The sequence below is a fragment of the Streptomyces griseoaurantiacus genome, from assembly GCF_036189845.1.
Lineage (GTDB): Bacteria > Actinomycetota > Actinomycetes > Streptomycetales > Streptomycetaceae > Streptomyces > Streptomyces griseoaurantiacus.
In genome coordinates, this window is the sequence record NZ_CP108326.1 from 7,123,310 (window position 1) to 7,142,477 (window position 19,168).

Sequence of the window (19,168 nt, forward strand, 5' to 3'; positions counted from 1 at the left end):
TCAGCGCTGTCGCAGGTCCTGGACGCGGCGGATCTTGCCCACCGAGCGTTCCAGCGTCTCCGGGTCCACCACGGACACCTCCGCCGTCAGCCCCACGCCGTCCTTGATGCCCCGCGCGAGGGCCCCCGCCGCGGCCTCGCGCTGCTCGGCGGTGGCCCCGGGGCGGGCCTCGACCCGGACGGCCATGTGGTCCAGGTGGCCCTGCCGGGTCAGACGGAGCTGGAAGTGCGGGGCGACGCCGGGGGTGCGCAGCACGAGCTCCTCGATCTGGCTGGGGAACACGTTCACCCCGCGCAGGATGAGCATGTCGTCGCAGCGGCCGGTGATCTTCTCGATGCGGCGGAAGGCCGGGCGGGCCGTGCCGGGGAGCAGCCGGGTGAGGTCGCGGGTGCGGTAGCGGACGACGGGCAGGGCCTCCTTGGTGAGGGAGGTGAGGACCAGCTCCCCGCTTTCGCCCGTCTCCCGCACCTCGTCGGTCACCGGGTCGACGATCTCGGGCAGGAAGTGGTCCTCCCACACGTGCAGTCCGTCCTTGGTCTCGACGCACTCCTGGGCGATGCCGGGGCCCATCACCTCCGAGAGCCCGTAGATGTCCACGGCGTGCAGATCCAGGCGCTCCTCGATCTCCCGGCGCATCTCCTCGGTCCACGGCTCGGCGCCGAAGATGCCGACCCGCAGGGAGGTGGAGCGCGGGTCGATGCCCTGGCGCTCGAACTCGTCGAGCAGGGTGAGCATGTAGGACGGGGTGACCATGATGATCTCGGGCCGGAAGTCCTGGATGATCTGCACCTGGCGCGCGGTCATCCCGCCCGAGGCCGGGATCACGGTGCAGCCGGCCCGCTCGGCGCCGTAGTGCGCGCCCAGGCCGCCGGTGAACAGGCCGTACCCGTAGGAGATGTGCACCTTGTGGCCGGGGCGGCCGCCGGCGGCACGGATCGAACGGGCGACGAGGTCCGCCCAGACGGAGAGGTCGTGCTCGGTGTAGCCGACGACGGTGGGGCGTCCGGTGGTGCCGCTGGAGGCGTGGACACGGCGGACCTCGTCCATGGGGACGGCGAACATCCCGAAGGGGTACGTCTCGCGCAGATCGGCCTTGGTGGTGAACGGGAACCGCGCGAGGTCCTCCAGGGAGCGGCAGTCCTCGGGGGTGACGCCGGCCGCGTCGAACTTCTTGCGGTACAGCTCGACGTGCTCGTAGGCGTGCCGCAGGGTGGTGCGCAGCCGGGTGAGCTGGAGGGCGCGCAGCTCCTCGAGGGGCATCCGTTCGGCCTCGTCCCGCAGTTCCGCCGGGAGCGGCAGGCCGCGCCGGGGTGCCGCGTCCGCCGGGGTCTTCGCTTCGCTGCTCATGCTCACTCCTTCGTCCGGGCGCCGGCCCCGGTGTCCTGCGGGGAGTCCGCCCGCGTCCTGCCGAGCGTGCGGCTGCGGCCGCGGAACTCCGCGATCGTCTCCTCGCCGCGCAGGACGCTCACGTCGTACAGGCCGCTGCGGCCGAACCGGGTGCGTTCCCGCGCGGTGGCCACGAGGACGTCGCCCTCGTGGGCCGGGGCCACGAAGTCGATGCCCGCGCCGGCCGCCACGGTCACCGGGCCGCCGTTGCAGGCGCAGGCGAAGGCCGTGTCGGCGAGGAGGAACAGATAGCCGCCGTGCGCGATGCCGTGCCCGTTGACCATCGAGGCCGTCACCGTCATGCGCAGGACGGCGGTGCCCTCCCCGTACTCGACGATCTCGATGCCGAGCCGCCGGGAGGCCTCGTCCGCCTCGAACATCCTCCGCGCGGGATCCGGTTCCACCTGTGCGTTCCGTGTCACCTGCCGCCACCCGTCTCGTGCCGCCCTTGGCCGTCCGGCGCCGGGACGGCGCCCGACCGACCATTCGGTTTCGGACGGCACGGTCATGTAATCCAGCCATGTCGAGGGGTGTCAAGGGGTGGTGCGTGCCCTCGGGTCTTGCCAGGACCACGGGGTTTCGCCGTAAGATGGACCGAACGAACGGTCGGTTGGCGCAGGTGTCCGCGACCGCGCGCGGGGCGACCGCGTGGGGCCGGGCACGAGGCGAGAGGCACACGTGGCGGAAGGCGGGCAGATGACCACGACGGAATCCGGCGCACCCCCGGCACCGGGCGGCACCGGCCCGGCGGACCTCCAGGAACGCTTCGAGGCGACGATCGCGCGCGACCAGCGCGTCGAGCCGCGCGACTGGATGCCGGACGGCTACCGCAGGACGCTGATCCGGCAGATCGCGCAGCACGCGCACTCGGAGATCATCGGCATGCAGCCCGAGGCCGCCTGGATCACCCGCGCCCCCTCGCTGCGCCGCAAGGCGATCCTGCTGGCCAAGGTGCAGGACGAGGCCGGGCACGGCCTCTACCTGTACTCCGCCGCGGAGACCCTGGGCGTGGACCGCGCGGAGCTGAACGACCGGCTCCTCGAAGGCCGCCAGAAATACTCGTCGATCTTCAACTACCCGACGCTCACCTTCGCGGACGTCGGCGTCATCGGCTGGTTCGTGGACGGCGCGGCGATCTGCAACCAGGTCCCGCTGTGCCGCAGCTCCTACGGCCCCTACGCCCGCGCCATGGTGCGCGTCTGCAAGGAGGAGTCGTTCCACCAGCGGCAGGGGTACGAACTGCTGCGCACGATGACCCGCGGCACGAAGGCCCAGCGCGAGATGGTCCAGGACGCCGTGAACCGCTGGTGGTGGCCCTCCCTGATGATGTTCGGCCCGCCCGACGAGAACTCGCCCAACTCGGCGCAGTCCATGGCCTGGAAGATCAAGCGGCACAGCAACGACGAACTGCGGCAGCGCTTCGTCGACATGACGGTCCCGCAGGCCGAGGCCCTCGGCGTCACCCTGCCCGATCCGGAACTGCGCTGGAACGAGGAGCGCGGCCGGTACGACTTCGGCACCCCCGACTTCGACGAACTGGTCCGCGTCATCAAGGGCGAGGGCCCCTGCAACGCCGAGCGCATGGAACGGCGCCGCACCGCCCACGAGGAGGGCGCCTGGGTGCGCGAGGCGGCCGCCGCCCACGCCGCCAAGCAGGCGTCCCGGAGCAAGCGAGGAATGGCCGCATGAGCGACACCACGACCCCCAGGGGCGACTGGCCGCTGTACGAGGTCTTCGTCCGCGGCAAGCGCGGCCTGAACCACGTGCACGTCGGCTCCCTGCACGCGGCGGACGACCGGATGGCCCTCACCCACGCCCGCGACCTGTACACCCGGCGCAACGAGGGCGTCAGCATCTGGGTGGTGCGCAGCGACCTGATCACCGCCTCCACCCGCGAGGAACGGGACCCGTTCTTCGACCCGAGCGCCGACAAGGTCTACCGGCACCCCACCTTCTACGACATCCCCGACGACGTCCCCCACATCTAGGAGCAGGGCATGAGCGACGACCACGTCTATCTGTCCCTCGCCCAGGGACCGGACGCGGGCGCCGACGAGGGCGACGCCCGCTGGGCCTTCGGCACCGGCTTCGAGGACCCGCTGCACGGCGTGGACACCGCCGTGCCCGCCGGCCTCGACACCGCCGCGCTGGCCGCCCGCTGCCTGGCCCTCGCCGACGACGCGCTGGTCTCGGCCCAGCGGCTCACCGAGTGGACCACCCGCGCCCCGGAACTGGAGGAGGAGGTCGCGCTCGCCAACATCGCGCTCGACCTGCTCGGCCAGGCCCGGCTGCTGTACGCGCGCTGCGGCCAGACCGACGGCACCGGACGCGGCGAGGACGCCTACGCCTACTTCCGCGACGCCGCCGACTTCCGCAACGTCCGCCTCGCCGAACTTCCCAACGGGGACTTCGCGTTCACGATCGTGCGGCTGCTGGTGCTCTCCAGTTGGCGGCTCGCCGGGTTCCAGCGGCTCACCGCCTCGCCCGACCCGGTCCTCGCCGCCGTCGCCGCCAAGGGGATCAAGGAGCTCGCCTACCACCGGCAGTACGCCGCCGAGTGGGCCCTCCGGCTCGGGGACGGCACCGAGGAGTCGCACCGCCGGATGCGGGCCGCACTGGACGCCGTGGCCCCCTACCTCGACGAGCTCTTCGCCGCCTGCGACGTGCGCGAGGAGGTCACCGCCGTGCTCGCCCAGGTCACCGAGGCGGCCGGACTGCCCCCGTTCGAAGGGGCCGCGCTCCCCGGCGCCGGCCGCGAGGGCACCCACACCGCGCACCTCGCCCCGCTCCTCGCCGAACTGCAGAGCGTGGCCCGCGCCCACCCGGAAGCCGCGTGGTGACCGTGCGCACCCTCGACCCGCGCGGCACGGCCGCGGCCGCCGCCCGGCGCGTCGCCGCCCGGGTGCCGGACCCCGAACTGCCCATGCTCACCCTCGCCGACCTGGGCGTCCTGCGCGACGTACGGGTGGAGGAGGACGGGACGGTCGTCGCCGACCTCACGCCCACCTACTCCGGCTGTCCCGCCATGGCCGAGATGCGCGCGGAGGTGGCCGCCCGGCTGCGCGCCGCCGGACACCCGCGGGTCGAGGTCCGTACGGTCCTCGACCCGCCCTGGACCACCGACTGGATCACCCCCGAGGGCCGCCGCACGCTCGCCGCGCACGGCATCGCCCCGCCCGGCCCGGCGCCCCGGCCCGCCGGCGGCCCCGTATCCCTTTCGCTGTCGCCGACGCGGCGCGCGGTGCCCTGCCCCCGCTGCGGTTCGTCCCGCACCGAGGAGACCTCCCGCTTCGGCTCCACTTCGTGCAAGGCGCTGTGGCGCTGCCTCGACTGCCGTGAGCCGTTCGAGCACTTCAAGGAGATCTGATGGACGACGTGCTCCCTGGAGCCCTCGGCCCCGCCCGCGCGACGGGGACCGCCGCCCCGGGGTCGACGGTCACGGCCCGTCGACCCCGCCGCCGCCCCGTCTTCCACCCGCTGCGGGTCGCTTCCGTGGAACGGCTGTGCGAGGACGCGGCCGCCATCGGCTTCGAGGTGCCCGAGGAACTGACCGGGGATTTCGCCTTCGAGCCCGGGCAGTCCCTCACCCTGCGCCGCCGCGTCGACGGCCGCGACGAGCGACGCTCGTACTCCCTCTGCGCCCCCGCCGGGAGCGCGCCGCGCATCGCGGTGCGCGAGGTGCCCGGGGGACTGTTCTCCTCCTGGCTGGTCCACGAGGTGCGGCCCGGCGACACGATCGAGGTGATGACGCCCACCGGCGCCTTCACCCCGGACCTGACCGTGCCCGCCCACCACGTCCTGATCGCCGCCGGGTCCGGCATCACCCCGATGCTGTCCATCGCGGAATCCGTCCTGGCCGCCGACACCCGCTGCCGCGTCACCCTCTTCTACGGCAACCGCCGCACCGGCTCGGTGATGTTCGCGGACGAACTGGCCGACCTCAAGGACCTGTACCCCACCCGCTTCCAGCTCGTCCACGTGCTCTCCCGGGAGCCCCGCGAGGCGGAGCTGTTCACCGGGCGGCTGGACGCCGGCCGGCTCGGCACGCTCGTCGAGGCGCTGGTGGACGTCGAGGGCGCCGGCCACTGGTGGCTGTGCGGCCCCCACGGCATGGTGCGCGACGCCCACGAGGTCCTGGCCGGGCTGGGCGTGCCGGGGGAGCGGATCCACCAGGAGCTGTTCTACGCGGACGACGAACCGGTGCGTACCGCGCGGCACGAGGAGGCGCCCGTCGACGGCCCCGTCAGCCGGGTCACCGTCGTCCTGGACGGCCGGGCCACCACCTTCGTGCTCCCGCGCGGGGCGACCGTCCTGGACTCCGCGAGCCGGGTGCGGCCCGACCTGCCGTTCGCCTGCAAGGGCGGCGTCTGCGGAACGTGCCGGGCGCGCGTCACGGCGGGCGAGGTGGACATGCGGCGCAACTACGCGCTGGAACCGGCCGAGGTGGACGCCGGATACGTCCTCACCTGCCAGAGCCACCCGGTGACGGAGACGCTGACGGTCGACTACGACAGCTGAGGGCGAGTGTCAGCGGTGCGGGAGTCCTCGCGCCCCCGCACCCCTGACAGCCCTCGGGCGTCGGGCCTCACCGACGCCCTCGTACCAGCAGGTACAGGAAGTACGGCGTGCCGACCACCGCCGTCATCAGACCCGCCCCGAGCTGCGCCGGGGCGATCACCGTGCGGCCGAGCAGATCCGCCACGCACACCAGCACGGCTCCGAGCAGCACCGCGACCGGTACGACCCGCACATGCCGGCGCCCCACCAGGGAGCGCGCGGCGTGGGGCGCCACCAGGCCGACGAAGCCGATCGTGCCCGCCGCCGCGACCGCCGTGGCCGCGAGCAGCACGGCGAGCGCGAGGAACCCCAGCCGGGTCCGCCCGAGCCGCAGACCCAGCAGACCGGGCGTGTCCTCGTCGAGCGAGACGAGGTCCAGCTCCGTCCGCCGGACCACGGCCACCACGAGCGCCGGCACCAGCACCGCCGCCACCGGCAGCGCGTCCGGGAACGTGCGCCCGTAGGTGGAACCGGACAGCCAGGTGAGCGCCTTCGTCGCGTTGAACGGGTCGGTCAGCACGATCAGCAGACCGATCAGCGCCGTCGTCCCGGCGGACACGCCGACGCCGACGAGCACCAGCCGGTTCTGCGGGAACCCGCCGCGCGCGGCCAGCCCGAACACGAGGACGCCGGTCACGGTCGCTCCCGTGAACGCCGCGCCCGCCACCCCCCACGCACCCGCCGCCGGCACCGAGGTCACCAGCGCGACGGCGCCGAGCGCGGCCCCGCCGGTGACCCCGAGGACGCCGGGTTCGGCGAGCGGGTTGCGGGTGACGGCCTGCACGAGCGTCCCGGACAGCGCGAGCGCCGCCCCCGCGAGCAGCGCGGCCAGCACCCGGGGCACGCGGGTGTCCAGGACGTAGGAGACCGTCCGTCCGGCGCTGCCCCGAAGCCAGTTGACGACATCGCCGAAGAGCAGCTTGGAGTCGCCCAGCAGGACGGCGGCCACGACGACCGCGACGAGGACGAGGACGAGGCCGGCCACCGTCGCGGCGAACACCGTCCGGCCCGGGATGCGCAGCCGGTCCGGCGCGCCCGCCGAGGCGGTGTCCTTCACCCGCAGCGCCATGCCGACCAGGAACACCGCTCCGACGAGGCCGGTGACGACGCCTGTCGGCACGGCCACCGCGGACCGTGCGGGGACGAGGGCCCGCAGCAGCACGTCCGAGCCGAGCACGAGGCCCGCCCCGGCCAGCCCGGCGACCGGCACGAGCGCCCGGGCCCGGGTGAACGCCCGATGACGGCGGGCCAGCGGCCGCACCAGCGCCGGGGCGCACAGCCCGACGAAGCCGATCGGCCCGGCGAGGGTCACCGAGGACGCCGAGAGCAGTGCGGCGAGCACCACCACGGCGACGCGGGTGCCGCGCACGGGGACGCCGAGCCCGCGCGCGGCGTCGTCGCCCAGGGCGAGCGCGTCGACCCGGCGGGCCAGGAGGAGCAGCCCCGCGGCCCCGATCAGCGCCACGGGCAGCATCTGCAGCACGCCGTCGAAGCCGTTCTGGCTGATGCTGCCCTGGTTCCACTGGTAGAGGCCCTCGGTGCGCTGCGGGAACAGCAGCAGCAGCCCCTGGGTGACGGAGGTCAGTCCGAGGGCGAGGGCGCTGCCGGCCAGCACCAGGCGGACGGTGCCGCCGCCCGGCCCCGACAGGCCGAGGACGAGGGCGGCCGCGGCGAGCCCGCCGAGGAAAGCGACGCCGGAGGAGGCGAGCAGCGGGAGCGAGATCCCGGTGACGGTGACCACGCCGAGCAGGAGGTAGGCGCCGGCGTTGACCGCGAGGGTGTCGGGCGCGGCCAGCACATTGCGGCTGACCGCCTGCAGCGCGGCGCCCGCCATGCCGAGGGCGGCGCCGACGAGCAGTCCGGCGGCGGCCCGCGGCAGCCGGGAGGCGATGACGACCGACGCGTCCCCGGCCTCCGCGCGGCCGGTCAGTGCCTTCCAGACCTCCGCCGGGCCGACCGCCGCCGTGCCCTGGGTGAGGTCGACGAGGGCGAGCGCCACGACCAGGAGGGCGAGCGCGGCAGTCACCGCCGCCGCGCCGGCGGGCCGCGAGGCGGCGGCCGCCGGCGGGCGGGTGAGGGGTGGGGTCGAGGTGATGGTCACGGCACTACTTCGTCAGCGCGTCGACGACGGCGTCGACGTACGCCTCCATCGACTCCGGGCCGCCGAACATCCAGATGCCGTCGGGCAGCCGGGTCACGTGGTTCTTCCGGACGAACTTCAGCGACTTCCACACGGAGTTCTTCGCCAGTCCGTCCGCGAAGGGGTCCTCGCCGTCCTTGTCGTTGGCGATGTACGCGAACCGCACGTCACCGAGCGCGGTCAGGCCCTCCACGTCCGTGCTCGCGAGGCCGTAGTTCTTGTCGCCCTTGACGGTCCAGGCGTTCTTCAGCCCGATCCTCTCGCTGACCGCGCCGATGAGCGAACCACTGGTGTAGGGGCGGACCGTCACCTGGTTGGAGACGACGTACCCGTCGGCGAAGGCGTACTTCGTCCCGTCCAGGCCGGCCTCGGACAGTGCCTTCGTACCCTCGGCGATCTTCGCGTCGAAGGACTTCTTCACCTTTGCCGCCTTCGCCGTGGTGCCGGTGGCCCTGGCGACGAGGTCCAGGTTGTCCTCCATCTGCCCGATCGGGTCGGAGGCGTCCGCGGAACGCAGCGTCAGCACGGGGGCGACCTTGCGGAGCTGCTTGAGGACGGCGGAGGACAGGTCGGTGGTGGCGACGACCAGGTCGGGGGAGAGGGAGGCGATGGTGTCGGTGCTGGGCTCGCCCCGGGTGCCGATGTCCTTGGGCGAGTTCTTCAGCGGGACGGCGGAGTCGTAGTTGGTGTAGCCCTTCACATCGGCCACCCCGACGGGGTCCACCCCGAGGGAGACGATGCTCTCCACGGCACCCCATTCGGTGCCCACGACCCGCTTCGCCGGACCGTCGAGGGTGACCGTCGTACCGGTCGCGTCGGTGAGCGTGATCTTCGCGGAGGTCTTCGCGGCCGGGTCGGCGGCGGGTTCGGTGGTGCCGCACGCGGTCAGCGCGAGGGCGGCTACGGCGGTGGAGGCGGTGAGGACGAGGGAGCGTCTCATGACGGGGAGGGGAGCCTTTCATCACGGGTGTGGTGGCGGCCGAGCGCGCGGGTGCGCAGCCGCCCGGTGAGCGGATCGGTGCCGACCTCGATACGGATGCCGTACGTGCGGGTCAGCAGGTCGGGGACGAGGACGTCCTCGGGCGGGCCCTCGGCGAGCACGCGGCCCGCGCCGAGCAGGGTGATCCGGTCGGCGACGGCGGCCGCCTGGTCGAGGTCGTGCAGGACCACGCCGACGGCGATGCCGTGGTCGTCGGCCAGATCGCGGATCAGGTCGAGGAGTTCGACCTGGTAGCGCAGGTCGAGGTAGGTGGTGGGCTCGTCCAGCAGGAGCACGCCGGTCTCCTGGGCGAGACAGCTCGCGAGCCAGACCCGCTGGAGCTGACCGCCGGAGAGGTGGTCGGCGCCGCGGTCGGCGAGAGCGGTGACGCCGGTGAGGGCGAGCGCCCGGTCGACCGCGGCCGCCCCGCCCGGGTCGTGGCGGCCCCAGCGGCCCCGGTGGGGATAGCGGCCGAAGGCGACGAGGTCACGCACGGTCAGACCGCTCGGCGTGGGCCGGCCCTGGGTCAGCAGGGCGACGCGGCGGGCGAACTCCCGCCCGCTGAGCGCGAGTCCGTCGGCCGGCCCGTCCTCCTCGGGGGCCTCGAGGGTGAGCGTGCCGCCCCGCGGCCGCTGGAGCCGGGCCAGGGTGCGCAGGAGCGTGGACTTCCCGCTCCCGTTCGGGCCCACGAGCGCGGTCACCTCACCGGGGCGCAGGGTGAGGCCCGCGGCGTGGACGACGTCGACGCCGTCGTACGCCACGGTCATCTCTCGAGCCGTCAGTTCATGGCCGCGCGAAGAGAAGCCCGCGGCGGGCGTGTCACCTGCTGTCACGCGATGAAGGTTAGCCTACCCTTACTCATCTTTCGTACGGGTGGCCCACGGAGTGGGACGGGCCGCGCGGGCCGCATCGGGGTGCGCGCGGTGCAGGTCAGGGATGGCGCCGGAGGGCGGAGTGCGCAACTCCGTTCGTCTGGGCGGGAGTTGGCCGAAGGTGCTGTCGAGGGGTCACTCGTCCGGTTCGGACGTCCCCGTCATCAGCCGGGCATGGTGGAGCAGCCGCTCCTGGACCTCCTCGGCCGTCGCCACCCCGGAGAGGACGTCGATGCCGTACCCGTCCTCCAGAGCCACGAAGGAGCGGGCGAGGAAGTCGGCGGGGGCCGCCAGGCGGAAGTCGCCCGAGGCCGCGCCCTCCTCCAGGACCTGCCGGTACAGACCGGTCTGCTGGGCGAGGAAGGCGGTGTTGCGTGCGGCGACCGCCTCGACCCGGAAGGCCACGGGCAGCAGTTCGTACAGCAACCGGCTCGTCGTCTCGGCCTCGCCGGGGAACGGGATGCCGGACGTGACGCAGGCCGAGAGCCGCGCCCACGCGGTGTCGCACGCCTCCACGGCCTCGCGGCGCCGCAGCACATAGGTCTCGGTGCCCTGTGCGAACACGGCGGCCAGCAGGTCGTTGATGTCCGGGTAGTAGTACAGGACCGAGGCCGGCGTCAGTCCCGCCTGGGCCGCTATGTCCCGAAGCCGCGCGTTCGTCACCCCGCGCTCCAGCACGGTCCGTGTCGCCGCCTGTACCAGCTGTGCGCGTCGGGCGGTCTGGTTGCGGGGGCGCGGCATGCCGTCATCCTCTCACGCCCTGGTGGACGGGCCCTTGACGCCTCCGCATTCGTTAATCAAACTTCGTTTAACGAATCACGGAAGGCAGTTCCCCATGGCCTCACCCCTCCCTCTCGCGCTCGTCCAGGCCCCCGCGCCCCCGGCCGGGGACCTCGACTCCTTCGCCCTCGGGCTGGAGCGGCTGGCGCGGCAGCGGCCGGCAGTACGCCTGTACGTCTATCCCGAGCTCCATCTCGCCACCGCCACCCCCGGTGCCGTCCCCGGCGAGGACGGCCCGGCCCCCGAGGAACTGGCCCGGCCCCTCGACGGCCCGCTCGACCGGCGGCTCGGCGAGCTCGCCGGGGACCTGGGCGTCTGGCTCGCCCCCGGCAGCCTCTACGAGCGGGGCGCGGACGGGAACGTCTACAACACCGCCCCGGTGTACGCGCCCGACGGCCGCCGGGTGGCCGCGTACCGCAAGATCTGCCCGTGGCGCCCGTACGAGAAGGTCACGCCCGGCACCGAGTTCGTCGTCTTCGCGATGGGGGAGTACGGTCGGGTCGGCCTCACCATCTGCTACGACGCCTGGTTCCCGGAGATCACCCGCAACCTCGCCCACCTCGGCGCCGAACTCGTCCTCAACCTCGTGCAGACGCCCACCAGCGACCGCGAGCAGGAGACCGTACTGGCCCGCGCCAACGCCCTCACCAACCAGGTGTTCCTCGCGAGCGTCAACGCGGCCACCCCCACCGGGGTGGGCCGCAGCCTCCTGGTGGACCCCGAGGGCCGGGTCCGCACCCAGGCCCCCGCCGCCGAGGAGTGCGTGCTCACCGACGTGATCGACCTCGGCGAGACCGCCCGGGTCCGTCACTACGGCACCGCGGGGCTCAACCGTCCCTGGCGGCAGTTCCGGCCCGGCGACGCCCCGCTCGACCTCCCGCTCTACTCGGGCAGGATCGACCCCAGCACCTGGGGAGCCGGCCACGGCGGCTCACCCCTCACGGAACGGCACGAGAGCTCATGACCACCACCTCCGAGACCGGGACGACGCCGTCCGGTCGCCTGGTGCCCAGGCTCGGCCTGCTGTCCCTCGTCGTCTTCGGGCTGTCGTACATGGCGCCGGCCATCGTGGTGTCGACCTTCGGGGTCATCGCGGGCACCTCGGGCGGCGTGGCACCCACCGCCTACGTGGTCGCCACCGTGGCCATGACGCTCACCGCGCTCAGCTACGGCAAGCTGGCCCGCGACCACCCCGTCGCCGGCTCGGTCTACACCTACGCGCGGCGGCTCCTCGGCTCCCGCATCGGCTTCCTCGCGGGCTGGGCCCTGCTGCTGGACTACCTCTTCCTGCCCATGGTCGCCTGGCTGATCCAGGCCCTCTACCTCCATGTGCAGTTCTCCGCCCTGCCCACCTGGGCCTGGCTGGTCCTCGTCATCGCCGTCACCACCCTCGTCAACGCGCTGGGCATCGTCCTCGCCGACCGCGTCAACAGGGTGCTGCTCTCGCTGACCAGCCTCGGCCTGCTCGCCCTCGTGGTCGTCTGTGTCCACACCCTGGGCGGCTCCTCCGCCTCCGACGGGGCGCACGCGCTGTGGAACCCGGCGGCCTCCCTGGGCACCGTCACCGCCGCCGCCGCGATCGCCGCCTACTCCTTCCTCGGCTTCGACGCCCTCAGCACCCTCAGCGAGGAGGTGCGCGACCCCCGGCGCAACGTCCCCCGGGGCATCCTGCTCACGGTGCTGGTCGGCGGTGGCATCTTCTTCGTCCTCTCCCTGCTCCTGCAGTGGGTGCACCCCGGAGCCGTCTTCGAGGACGACTCCACCGCGGGCTACGAGGTGGCGATCATGGCCGGCGGCAAGGGCTTCGCCAACGTCCTCAACGCCGTCACCCTCATCGGCGGCATGGCCTCCTGCGTCGCCATCCAGGCCAGCACCAGCCGCCTGATGTACGTCATGGGGCGCGACGGGGTCCTGCCCCGGCGCACCTTCGGCGCACTGCACCCGCGGCTGCGCACCCCGCTGTTCAACCTGCTGCTCATCGCGGCGATCGGCCTCTTCGCCACCCAGCTCTCGCTGGAGACCGCCACCTCGTTCATCAACTTCGGCGCCTTCCTGGCCTTCACCCTGGTGAACGTCTGCGTCGTCGTCGCCTGGGCCGGGCACCGTCGCTCCGGCGGTCACCGGTCCGTGCTCGTGCACGTGGTCCTGCCGGTACTCGGCGCCGCGGCAGACATCTACCTGCTCACCAAGCTCAGCCACACCGCCGTCCTGCTGGGCCTGGGCTGGCTGGTCCTCGGCATCGTGTACCTGTGCGTCCTCACCGGCGGACTGCGCCGGGAGCCGCCGGAACTCCACCTGGAGGAGACCTCGCGCGAGGAGACCCCGGTCACCACACCGAAGTGATCCCACGGCGCACGAGCGCACCGACGTGGCCCCGGAGCAACCCTCCGGGGCCCCGTCCCACGTGATCGGCGCCCTGTGTCCGATATGTGCGTGCACCCCACAACTGGATGTCGATAGGTAGACTGTCGACCAAGTGTGGTTCAAGAGATGACAAAAACATGAAGGGGGACAGTGGTGGGCGCTCCACGTATGAGCAGTACGCCATTGCCGGGAATCGGCGTGCGGTACGACCTGACGACGCGGGAGAGGCGGCGGCTCTCGGTGGTGGCCCACCGCGACGGCGCACGGACCTTGAGCGCCTATCGCACGGACGACCCCGACGCCTGCGCGCTGTCGGCGAGGCTCAGCGCGGGTGAGGCGGAAGCGCTGGTGGACGCGCTGCGTCCCGAGCACCACAGCCCCAATCTGCTCTCCACCACCGAGCTCGGGCTGGTCGCGGAACGGGTCGAACTCTCGGCCACCTCGCACTGGAACGGACGCCTGCTCGGCGAGACCCGGATGCGCACCGAGACGGGCGTCTCCATCGTCGCCGTGCTGCGCCGGGCCGAGGCCATCCCCTCGCCCACCCCGCACTTCCGGCTGGCGGGCGGGGACGTCCTCATCATGATCGGGACCCGTGAAGGGGTCGATGCCGCCGCGTCCATACTCGGACGGGAGTGAGCGCCTGTGCACTCTTCTCCTGTCTTCCTGATCGAATTCGGCTGCATCATCCTCGGGCTCGGCCTCCTCGGCCGCTTCGCCGCCCGTTTCCAGTTCTCGCCCATCCCGCTCTACCTGCTCGCCGGACTCGCCTTCGGCCAGGGCGGACTGCTGCCGCTGGGCGCCAGCGAGGAGTTCGTGGCGATCGGCGCCGAGATCGGCGTCATCCTCCTGCTGCTGATGCTCGGTCTCGAGTACACGGCCAGTGACCTGGTCTCCAATCTCAAGACGCAGTACCCGGCGGGACTCGTCGACGCCGCGCTCAACGCGCTGCCGGGCGCGATCGCCGCGCTGCTGCTCGGCTGGGGGCCGGTGGCGGCGGTGGTGCTCGCCGGAGTCACCTGGGTGTCCTCCTCCGGGGTCATCGCCAAGGTGCTCGGCGACCTCGGACGGCTCGGCAACCGCGAGACGCCGACCATCCTCAGCATCCTGGTCCTCGAGGACCTCTCGATGGCCGTCTACCTGCCCATCGTCACCGCGCTGCTCGCCGGATCCGGGCTCGCCGCCGGCAGCCTCACCCTCGCGATCGCCCTCGGCGTCGCCGGTCTGGTCCTGGTCCTCGCCGTGCGGTACGGGCGGCTGGTCTCCCGCTTCGTCTCCAGCGACGACCCGGAGAAGCTGCTGCTCGTGGTCCTCGGCCTCACCCTGGTGATCGCCGGCCTGGCGCAGCAGCTCCAGGTGTCCGCCGCGGTCGGCGCCTTCCTCGTGGGCATCGCGCTCTCCGGAGAGGTCGCCGAGGGTGCGCACCATCTGCTCGCCCCGCTGCGGGACCTGTTCGCCGCGGTCTTCTTCGTCTTCTTCGGCCTGCACACCGACCCCTCCAGCATCCCGCCGGTACTGCTGCCGGCCCTCGCGCTGGCCCTGGTCACCGCGCTGACGAAGATCGCGACGGGGTACTGGGCCGCCAAGCGGGCCGGGGTCTCGGTGCGGGCGCGCTGGCGGGCGGGCGGCACGCTGGTCGCGCGCGGCGAGTTCTCCATCGTCATCGCCGGGCTCGCGGTGACCGCGGGCATCGAACCGTCGCTGGGCCCGCTGGCCACGGCGTACGTCCTTATCCTGGTGGTCATCGGCCCGCTGACGGCACGTTTCACGGAACCGATCGGCCTGCGGCTGACCGGGCGCCTGCGTCCCCCGGTCAACAAGGGCGAGGCGGTCGCGGGCGATGCCGCCGCCCACGAGGCGCTGGACGCGTCCGAGGACACGGCGGCCCGCCCCTGACGGGGACGCCACGAGACACGCCGACGGCCCCGCACCCCCCGAAGGGGGCACGGGGCCGTCGGCGTGTCAGGGACACGGGGGCACCGGGTCCGGCGTGGCTCAGCCTCGCCGGCCGCCGCCCCGGGAGCCGGAGCCGGAGCCCGCGCCCGGGCTGGGGCGGCCGCGTCCCGTGCCGCCGCGTCGGCCGCGACGGGGCGCCGACCCGCGCCGGCGCTCCTCCGGCGCGGCGGGCGCCGGGAGGACGACCGGCACACCCGAGGGCTCGCGCGCCCCGGTGATCCGCTCCCACTCCGCCGCCACGGGCTCGTCGGCCCGCACCCGCGTCGTCCGCGGCGTGATCCCCGCGTCCGCCATCAGACGGGTCATCTCCCGCCGCTGGTGCGGGAGCACCAGGGTGACCACCGTGCCGGACTCGCCCGCGCGCGCCGTGCGCCCGCCGCGGTGCAGATAGTCCTTGTGGTCGCCCGGCGGGTCGACGTTGACCACGAGGTCCAGGTCGTCGACGTGGATGCCGCGGGCCGCGACGTTCGTCGCGATCAGCGCGGTGACGTTGCCGTCCTTGAACTGGGCCAGCGTGCGGGTGCGCTGCGACTGCGACTTCCCGCCGTGCAGCGCCGCGGCGCGCACCCCGACCGCCAGCAGCTTCTTGGCCAGCCGGTCGGCCGCGTGCTTGGTGTCGAGGAACATGATGACGCGCCCCTCGCGCGCGGCGATCCGCGCCGTGGTGGCGTGCTTGTCCTCGTCGTCCACGTGCAGCACGTGGTGCTCCATCGTGGTGACCGCACCCGCCGCGGGGTCCACGGAGTGGACCACCGGGTCGTGCAGGTAGCGCCGCACGAGCCGGTCGACGTTGCGGTCCAGGGTCGCGGAGAACAGCAGCCGCTGGCCGTCCGGGCGGGTCCGGTCGAGCAGCGCGGTGACCTGGGGCATGAACCCCATGTCGGTCATCTGGTCGGCCTCGTCCAGGACGGTGAGGGCGACACTGTCCAGCCGGCAGTCGTCGCGGTCGATCAGGTCCTTGAGGCGGCCGGGCGTGGCGACCACGACCTCGGCCCCGCCCCGCAGCGCGCTCGCCTGCCGGCCCAGCGACACGCCGCCGACCACCGTGGTGAGCCGCAGCCCGAGGGCCTTGGCGTAGGGGGTGAGGGCGGCCGTGACCTGCTGCGCCAGCTCCCGGGTGGGGACGAGGACGAGGGCCAGCGGATACCGCGGCTCGGCCCGCTGCCCGTGCGTACGGGCCAGCAGCGCGAGCCCGAAGGCGAGGGTCTTGCCCGAGCCCGTCCGCCCGCGGCCCAGGACGTCACGTCCGGCCAGCGAGTTCGGCAGCGTCGCGGCCTGGATCGGGAAGGGCGCGGACATGCCCTGCGCGGAGAGGGTGGTCAGCAGCCGCGCGGGCAGGTCCAGCTCCTCGAAGGACTCGACCGCCGGGAGCGCCGGGGTGACGGTCGCCGGAAGGGCGAACTCCCCGTGCGGGGCGGAGGCGCGTCCGCGGCCGCCGCGGCCGGAACCCTGGCCCCCCGAGCGCGGGGCGCTCCCGGAAGCCTGCTGGCCTCCCGCCCGCTGGGGACGGGGCCGACGGCTGCGGGCGGAACGGTTGTCGGTACGGGCAGGACGATTCATGCGGGCCTTCCTCGATGCGGCACGTATCGAGGAATTCCCGCGGCACGAGGGTGCCGTCGGCCGGCCGGTGACCGGCCGTGGGGGAATCGCAAGAATGAGCCGAAGAGACGTCGGACGGACGCCGACGGATATGGGGACGAGCGAATGAGCTGAAGACATACAACGGGCTGGGACCCGCACCCCAGGAGTGCGGGTCCCAGCCGTAAAGAACGCCTCGGCGTCAGGCAGGAACGATGTTCTCGGCCTGCGGGCCCTTCTGGCCCTGCGTGACGTCGAAGGTCACCTTCTGGCCCTCCTGAAGCTCACGGAAGCCGGAGGTGGCGATGTTCGAGTAGTGGGCGAAGACGTCGGCGCCGCCACCGTCCTGCTCGATGAAGCCAAAACCCTTTTCCGAGTTGAACCACTTCACGGTGCCAGATGCCATGTTGAATCTCCTTTGGGGCAGTGCCCGGAGCCGCGTGTGCGGACCGGCGCCGCAGCGACGATTTACCCGACCGAAGACTCGGAAGACCCCGGATGCAATGAAATCCGAAGGCCCCGGAAACGAAAAAAGTGCCCGTCGACGAAGGTCGGAAGAGCACTCGAAGCCTCTGGTAACCAAAACTGCAACAAGGTCAACGGTAGCACAGTTCCGGCCGGGCGCCAGTGCGGCCACGAGTCCGGGACCAGCGGGGGAGTGCTCCGCAGGGCTCTCCGGCGTGCCCTCCGGGGTGTGCCGGGCCCGCGCCGACGTGCCCTCCGGCGCCGGAGGCGGAGAATGGCAGAGATGTCCGGAATGAAAGTCGATGGTGGAGACGGCCTCGGTGACGGCGCGGGGACGGCGCTCGCCGGGGTGCCCGCGTTCGTCGGGGTCGGCGGTGTCGTGTGGGAACCGGCGGCCGGCCGGCTGCACTGCGACGCCACGGCGAGGGCCGTGCTCGGCCTGACCCGCGAGGAGTGCGAGGAGCACCCGGAGGCGCTGGCCGCCCGGGTGCTCGCCCAGGACATGCCCAGGGTGTTCGCCGAGGCGCGCCGCGCACTGGACCGGGAGACCTCCTTCAGCCTCTACTTCCGGCTGCGGCACGCCGAGGGCGATGCCCGCTGGACCCATGCGCAGGGCCGGGTGGTGCGCGACGCCGAGGGGCACCTCCAGCGCGTGGTGGGCGTCGTCCGCGACGCCCGGCCCGACGTGGAGGCCCGTGAGTCCCACACGGCGGACCCCACCGGCGCCCGCCACGCCGACCTCGTGCAGCAGCTCACCACCGCGCTCACGCAGGCCGCCACCGTCGAGGAGGTCACCGAGGCCCTCGTGCGGGCGGGGCTGCTCGGACCCGCGGCGGTCCGGAGCGTCGCGGTGTGCTGCGAGGACCACGGTCATGTGCTGCTGCTGTCCTCCCGCGGCTTCCCGGCCCCGGCGGTGCGCGCGCTGCGCATGAGCCGGGTGGAGGACCCGCTGCCGCTGAGCGAGGCGATCCGCACGGGCCGGCCCGTCTTCCTCGACCACGCCGCCCTGCTCGACGGATACCCGCAACTGCGCCGCCTGCTGCCCCCGCACGACCGCGTCGGCTACGCCGTCCTCCCGCTGACCGCCCAGGGGCGCACCTTCGGCGCGGTCGGTCTGGCCTCCGAGGGCGGCGCCTTCCCGCCGCAGCTGCGCACCGTGCTGCTCGCCCTCAGCGGGACGATCGCCCAGTCGCTGCAACGCGCGCTGCTCTACGACCGTACCCGGGAGATGGCCGCCGGGCTGCAGACCAGCATGCTCCCGGCGCGGCTGCCGCAGACGTCCGCACTCACCCTCGCCGCCCGGTACCGCCCGGCGCCGTTCGCGCACGAGGTCGGCGGCGACTGGTACGACGCCGTGCACCTCTCCCACGGCCGCACCGCCCTCGTCATCGGCGACGTCCAGGGGCACGACGTGCACGCCGCCGCCGTGATGGGGCAACTGCGCACGGCCCTGCGGGCCTACCTCGCCGAGGGGCACTCGGCGCGGGCCGCGCTCAGCCGGGCGGGGAGGTTCCTCGCCGAGCTGGGCACGGACCGCTTCGCCACGTGCGCCCTCGCCGTCCTCGACCCCGCCGCCGACGAGGCCGAGGTGGTCCGCGCCGGGCACCTCGGCCCGCTGGTGCGGCACGCGGACGGGCACTGCGCCTGGTACCCGGTGCCCGGCGGCATGCCGCTCGGACCGTTCCCGGAGGAGGACAGCCCCAGCACCCGCATCCCGTTCGAGGCGGGCGCCACGATGGTGCTGTGCACCGACGGCCTGGTGGAGTCCCGGACGGCCGACATCCAGGTGGGCAAGACGGCACTGCTGCGGTGCCTCCAGTCCGCGCCCGCCCCGCTCGAGACGCTCGCCGACCACCTGCTCACCGCCGTCGCCGATCCCGCCGGCAACGCGGACGACATCGCGTTGCTCCTCGCCCACCGCGCGGAGTGAGGGTCACCACCTCACCGCGCGCCGGGGACGGCGCATTTCGGCCGTTCGCCGCCCGGCCGGCATCCGGCGGTCTCCGTGGCGGGTGCCGTGCCCAGCACGGCGGGTCCTCGCTTGAACGATTCACGCGGGGCGGGAAAGTGCTGCTTTGGACGGCTCCTCCA

General features: G+C 73.3%; 18 protein-coding genes. 10 read left to right on the forward strand and 8 right to left on the reverse strand.

Annotation, left to right across the window (positions count from 1 at the left end):
• Together paaK and paaI are read right to left on the reverse strand one after the other, a co-directional pair.
• Complete coding sequence (gene paaK / locus OHB09_RS31270; RefSeq protein ID WP_093594691.1) at positions 1-1,347, reverse strand: phenylacetate--CoA ligase PaaK; 1,347 nt, start codon at positions 1,345-1,347, stop codon at positions 1-3.
• 2 nt (positions 1,348-1,349) lie between these two features.
• Positions 1,350-1,766 carry a hydroxyphenylacetyl-CoA thioesterase PaaI gene (gene paaI, locus OHB09_RS31275; protein ID WP_328923077.1) on the reverse strand — a complete coding sequence of 139 codons (417 nt, stop codon included), beginning with the start codon at positions 1,764-1,766 and terminating at the stop codon, positions 1,350-1,352.
• 316 nt (positions 1,767-2,082) lie between these two features.
• Between paaI and paaA the strand changes: the two genes are divergently transcribed.
• Genes paaA through paaE form a run of 5 tightly spaced genes read left to right on the forward strand, consistent with a single transcriptional unit; the run spans position 2,083 to position 5,904 of the window.
• Positions 2,083-3,075 (forward strand): 1,2-phenylacetyl-CoA epoxidase subunit PaaA, encoded by a 993-nt coding sequence (paaA, locus tag OHB09_RS31280; RefSeq protein WP_006139944.1) that lies wholly within the window; start codon positions 2,083-2,085, stop codon positions 3,073-3,075.
• Positions 3,072-3,374 (forward strand): 1,2-phenylacetyl-CoA epoxidase subunit PaaB, encoded by a 303-nt coding sequence (gene paaB / locus OHB09_RS31285; protein WP_006139943.1) that lies wholly within the window; start codon positions 3,072-3,074, stop codon positions 3,372-3,374. Before paaA ends, paaB begins: the two co-directional genes overlap by 4 nt.
• 9 nt (positions 3,375-3,383) lie before the next feature.
• Positions 3,384-4,226 carry a 1,2-phenylacetyl-CoA epoxidase subunit PaaC gene (paaC, locus tag OHB09_RS31290; protein ID WP_328922902.1) on the forward strand — a complete coding sequence of 281 codons (843 nt, stop codon included), beginning with the start codon at positions 3,384-3,386 and terminating at the stop codon, positions 4,224-4,226.
• On the forward strand, positions 4,223-4,753 hold the full coding sequence (gene paaD, locus OHB09_RS31295) for a 1,2-phenylacetyl-CoA epoxidase subunit PaaD (RefSeq protein WP_328922903.1): 531 nt from the start codon (positions 4,223-4,225) through the stop codon (positions 4,751-4,753). Before paaC ends, paaD begins: the two co-directional genes overlap by 4 nt.
• The gene (gene paaE / locus OHB09_RS31300) at positions 4,753-5,904 is read left to right on the forward strand and encodes a 1,2-phenylacetyl-CoA epoxidase subunit PaaE (protein WP_328922904.1); all 1,152 of its coding nucleotides are present in this window, start codon (positions 4,753-4,755) and stop codon (positions 5,902-5,904) included. The genes paaD and paaE overlap by 1 nt, the downstream gene beginning before the upstream one ends.
• Positions 5,905-5,971: 67 nt before the next feature.
• Here paaE and OHB09_RS31305 read toward each other — a convergent pair whose 3' ends face one another.
• The 4 genes from OHB09_RS31305 to OHB09_RS31320 form a co-directional block, all read right to left on the reverse strand.
• Positions 5,972-8,044: an iron ABC transporter permease gene (locus tag OHB09_RS31305; protein ID WP_328922905.1), complete on the reverse strand. Its 2,073-nt coding sequence runs from the start codon at positions 8,042-8,044 to the stop codon at positions 5,972-5,974.
• A 4-nt stretch (positions 8,045-8,048) separates the two neighbouring features.
• On the reverse strand, positions 8,049-9,023 hold the full coding sequence (locus OHB09_RS31310) for an ABC transporter substrate-binding protein (protein ID WP_191853661.1): 975 nt from the start codon (positions 9,021-9,023) through the stop codon (positions 8,049-8,051).
• A complete protein-coding gene (locus tag OHB09_RS31315) occupies positions 9,020-9,829 on the reverse strand; it encodes an ABC transporter ATP-binding protein (protein ID WP_234528452.1) in 810 nt (269 codons plus the stop codon). The genes OHB09_RS31310 and OHB09_RS31315 overlap by 4 nt, the downstream gene beginning before the upstream one ends.
• Positions 9,830-10,069: 240 nt before the next feature.
• Positions 10,070-10,675, reverse strand: coding sequence for a TetR/AcrR family transcriptional regulator (locus OHB09_RS31320; protein ID WP_006139936.1), 606 nt, complete (start codon positions 10,673-10,675; stop codon positions 10,070-10,072).
• A 94-nt stretch (positions 10,676-10,769) separates the two neighbouring features.
• Here OHB09_RS31320 and OHB09_RS31325 point away from each other — a divergent pair, with 94 nt between their 5' ends.
• The 4 genes from OHB09_RS31325 to OHB09_RS31340 all read left to right on the forward strand — a co-directional run bounded on the left by OHB09_RS31325 (position 10,770) and on the right by OHB09_RS31340 (position 14,974).
• Entirely contained in the window at positions 10,770-11,678 is a 909-nt protein-coding gene (locus OHB09_RS31325; protein WP_328922906.1) for a carbon-nitrogen hydrolase family protein, read from the forward strand.
• A complete protein-coding gene (locus OHB09_RS31330) occupies positions 11,675-13,057 on the forward strand; it encodes an APC family permease (RefSeq protein WP_191853664.1) in 1,383 nt (460 codons plus the stop codon). Before OHB09_RS31325 ends, OHB09_RS31330 begins: the two co-directional genes overlap by 4 nt.
• A gap of 189 nt (positions 13,058-13,246) precedes the next feature.
• Positions 13,247-13,717, forward strand: coding sequence for a cation:proton antiporter regulatory subunit (locus tag OHB09_RS31335; protein WP_040894967.1), 471 nt, complete (start codon positions 13,247-13,249; stop codon positions 13,715-13,717).
• 6 nt (positions 13,718-13,723) lie between these two features.
• A complete protein-coding gene (locus tag OHB09_RS31340) occupies positions 13,724-14,974 on the forward strand; it encodes a cation:proton antiporter (RefSeq protein ID WP_191892037.1) in 1,251 nt (416 codons plus the stop codon).
• Positions 14,975-15,073: 99 nt separating this feature from the next.
• On the opposite strand, the gene OHB09_RS31345 is transcribed toward OHB09_RS31340, so the two are convergent.
• Together OHB09_RS31345 and OHB09_RS31350 are read right to left on the reverse strand one after the other, a co-directional pair.
• On the reverse strand, positions 15,074-16,594 hold the full coding sequence (locus tag OHB09_RS31345) for a DEAD/DEAH box helicase (protein WP_328922907.1): 1,521 nt from the start codon (positions 16,592-16,594) through the stop codon (positions 15,074-15,076).
• A 220-nt stretch (positions 16,595-16,814) separates the two neighbouring features.
• Complete coding sequence (locus tag OHB09_RS31350; protein WP_030379203.1) at positions 16,815-17,018, reverse strand: cold-shock protein; 204 nt, start codon at positions 17,016-17,018, stop codon at positions 16,815-16,817.
• A gap of 342 nt (positions 17,019-17,360) precedes the next feature.
• On the opposite strand from OHB09_RS31350, the gene OHB09_RS31355 reads away from it, so the two are divergent.
• The gene (locus tag OHB09_RS31355; RefSeq protein WP_191853666.1) at positions 17,361-19,007 is read left to right on the forward strand and encodes a SpoIIE family protein phosphatase; all 1,647 of its coding nucleotides are present in this window, start codon (positions 17,361-17,363) and stop codon (positions 19,005-19,007) included.
• Positions 19,008-19,168 lie beyond the last annotated feature (161 nt).

Bases quoted from the DNA above. Each gene is read 5' to 3' on its own strand.
- OHB09_RS31315 (WP_234528452.1), bottom strand. From the start codon at position 9,829: ATGACCGTGGCGTACGACGGCGTCGACGTCGTCCACGCCGCGGGCCTC.
- paaK (WP_093594691.1), bottom strand. From the start codon at position 1,347: ATGAGCAGCGAAGCGAAGACCCCGGCGGACGCGGCACCCCGGCGCGGC.
- OHB09_RS31310 (WP_191853661.1), bottom strand. From the start codon at position 9,023: ATGAGACGCTCCCTCGTCCTCACCGCCTCCACCGCCGTAGCCGCCCTC.
- OHB09_RS31330 (WP_191853664.1), top strand. From the start codon at position 11,675: ATGACCACCACCTCCGAGACCGGGACGACGCCGTCCGGTCGCCTGGTG.
- paaC (WP_328922902.1), top strand. From the start codon at position 3,384: ATGAGCGACGACCACGTCTATCTGTCCCTCGCCCAGGGACCGGACGCG.
- OHB09_RS31350 (WP_030379203.1), bottom strand. From the start codon at position 17,018: ATGGCATCTGGCACCGTGAAGTGGTTCAACTCGGAAAAGGGTTTTGGC.
- OHB09_RS31325 (WP_328922906.1), top strand. From the start codon at position 10,770: ATGGCCTCACCCCTCCCTCTCGCGCTCGTCCAGGCCCCCGCGCCCCCG.
- OHB09_RS31335 (WP_040894967.1), top strand. From the start codon at position 13,247: ATGAGCAGTACGCCATTGCCGGGAATCGGCGTGCGGTACGACCTGACG.
- OHB09_RS31355 (WP_191853666.1), top strand. From the start codon at position 17,361: ATGTCCGGAATGAAAGTCGATGGTGGAGACGGCCTCGGTGACGGCGCG.
- paaI (WP_328923077.1), bottom strand. From the start codon at position 1,766: ATGTTCGAGGCGGACGAGGCCTCCCGGCGGCTCGGCATCGAGATCGTC.
- paaA (WP_006139944.1), top strand. From the start codon at position 2,083: ATGACCACGACGGAATCCGGCGCACCCCCGGCACCGGGCGGCACCGGC.
- paaE (WP_328922904.1), top strand. From the start codon at position 4,753: ATGGACGACGTGCTCCCTGGAGCCCTCGGCCCCGCCCGCGCGACGGGG.
- OHB09_RS31320 (WP_006139936.1), bottom strand. From the start codon at position 10,675: ATGCCGCGCCCCCGCAACCAGACCGCCCGACGCGCACAGCTGGTACAG.
- paaB (WP_006139943.1), top strand. From the start codon at position 3,072: ATGAGCGACACCACGACCCCCAGGGGCGACTGGCCGCTGTACGAGGTC.
- OHB09_RS31345 (WP_328922907.1), bottom strand. From the start codon at position 16,594: ATGAATCGTCCTGCCCGTACCGACAACCGTTCCGCCCGCAGCCGTCGG.